The sequence below is a fragment of the Streptomyces sp. RP5T genome, assembly GCF_003933965.1.
Taxonomy (GTDB): Bacteria; Actinomycetota; Actinomycetes; order Streptomycetales; family Streptomycetaceae; genus Streptomyces.
Genome location: NZ_RSAJ01000963.1, coordinates 1 through 1,990, shown reverse-complemented (window position 1 = coordinate 1,990; position 1,990 = coordinate 1). Strand labels below are relative to the sequence as shown.

General features: G+C 74.7%; 2 protein-coding genes. Both read left to right on the top strand.

Annotation, left to right across the window (positions count from 1 at the left end; all coding sequences use genetic code 11):
* Positions 1–411, top strand: a 411-nt coding sequence (locus EHS43_RS43460; protein WP_148104304.1) for a tetratricopeptide repeat protein, incomplete at its 5' end; no start/stop codon positions are given.
* A 66-nt stretch (positions 412–477) separates the two neighbouring features.
* Positions 478–1,990 (top strand): NAD(P)/FAD-dependent oxidoreductase (locus EHS43_RS43455; protein WP_148104303.1); only part of this gene is annotated, 1,513 nt, incomplete at its 3' end.

Here is a 1,990-nt window from a genome sequence, read left to right as displayed (position 1 = left end):
GACCGTACCCGGGTGCACGGCCCCGCCCACCCCGAGACCCTGCGCGCCCGCCACGGCCTCGGCGTCAACCTCGGCCGCCTCGGACGCTGGGAGGAGGCGCTCGCCGAGTCCCGGGACGTGTGCGCGATCCGCGAGCGCGTCCTCGGCCCCGACCATCCCGACACCCTGGTCAGCCGCCGCGAGGTGGCCGTGGGGCTCGGCTGGCTCGGCCGCTGGACGGACGCCCTCTCCGAGTACCGCACCGTGGCCGGCGCCCGCGAGCGCGTCCTCGGCGCGGACCACCCCGACACCCTCGCCAGCCGCAACGACGAGGCCCACTGCCTGGAACAGCTCGGCCGGGGCGCCGAGGCGGTCGAGCTCTACCGCAGGGTCGCGGTGCTGCGCCAACAGGGGGCGAGCGGACCGCAGTGACCGTCGCCCACCGCCGGCTGCCGCCCACCTCTGGCCGACCTAGATCATCACGTGTTACGAAGAACCATGCCTGCACACGAGGGACACCGCCGCCGCTACGACGCCGTCATCGTCGGCGGGGGCCACAACGGACTGGTCGCCGCCGCCTATCTGGCCCGGGCCGGGCGATCCGTGCTCGTCCTGGAGCGGCTCGGCAACACCGGGGGAGCCGCGGTGTCCACGCGGCCGTTCGCGGGGGTGGACGCCCGGCTGTCGCGCTACTCGTACCTGGTCAGCCTGCTGCCCAGGAAGATCGTCCGCGATCTCGGCCTGGACTTCCGCGTCCGCACCCGCAACGTCTCGTCGTACACCCCCGTCGAACGCGACGGCAGGGCGACCGGACTGCTCGTCGGCGGCGGCGAGCGCCGCACCCGGGAGGCCTTCGCCCGGCTCACCGGCGGCGAGGGCGAGTACCGGGCATGGCAGCGGTTCTACGCCATGACCGGCCGCGTGGCGCAGCGGATCTTCCCCACCCTCACCGAGCCCCTGCCCACCCGCGACGAGCTGCGCCTGCGGGTGGACGACGAGGAGGCGTGGCGGGTCCTGTTCGAGGAGCCGATCGGGGTCGCCGTGGAGGACCGTTTCGCCGACGACCTGGTCAGGGGCGTGGTCCTGACCGACGCGCTCATCGGCACCTTCGCCGACGCCCACGATCCCTCGCTCAAGCAGAACCGCTGCTTCCTCTACCACGTGATCGGCGGCGGGACCGGCGCCTGGGACGTGCCCGTGGGCGGCATGGGCGCCCTCACCGACGCCCTGGCCGGCGCGGCACGGCAGGCCGGCGCGGTCCTCGCCACCGGGCACGAGGTCGTGGGGATCTCCACCGACGGAAGCTCGGCGGAGGTCACGTACCGCACCGCCGGGACGGAGGGCACCGTCGAGGCCCGGCACGTCCTGGTCAACGCCTCCCCGCAGGCCCTCGCCGAGCTCACCGGCGACCGGCCGCCCGCCCCCGCCGAGGGCGCCCAGCTCAAGGTCAACATGCTGCTGAAGCGTCTCCCGCGGCTGCGGGACGTCGAGGTCGACCCGCGTGAGGCGTTCTCCGGCACCTTCCACATCGCCGAGGGCTACCGGGAGCTGGCCACCGCCCACGCCCAGGCCGCCGCGGGCCGGCTCCCCACGGCGCCGCCCTCGGAGATCTACTGCCACTCCCTCACCGATCCGACGATCCTCGGCCCGGACCTCGTCGAGCAGGGCTACCAGACCCTCACCCTGTTCGGCCTGCACACCCCGGCCCGGTTGTTCGACCGGGACAACGACGCCGTGCGCGAGGAACTCCTCAAGGCGACCCTCGCCCAGCTCGACGCCCACCTCGCCGAGCCGCTGGCCGACTGCCTGGCCACGGACGCGGACGGCCGGCCCTGCATCGAGGCGAAGACCCCGCTCGACCTGGAGCGGGACCTCCGGCTGCCCGGCGGCAACATCTTCCACCGCGAACTGTCCTGGCCGTACGCGGAGACGGGCACCGGCCGCTGGGGCGTGGAGACCCGGCACGCCAACGTGCTGCTGTGCGGGGCGGGCGCGGTGCGCGGCGGCGGGG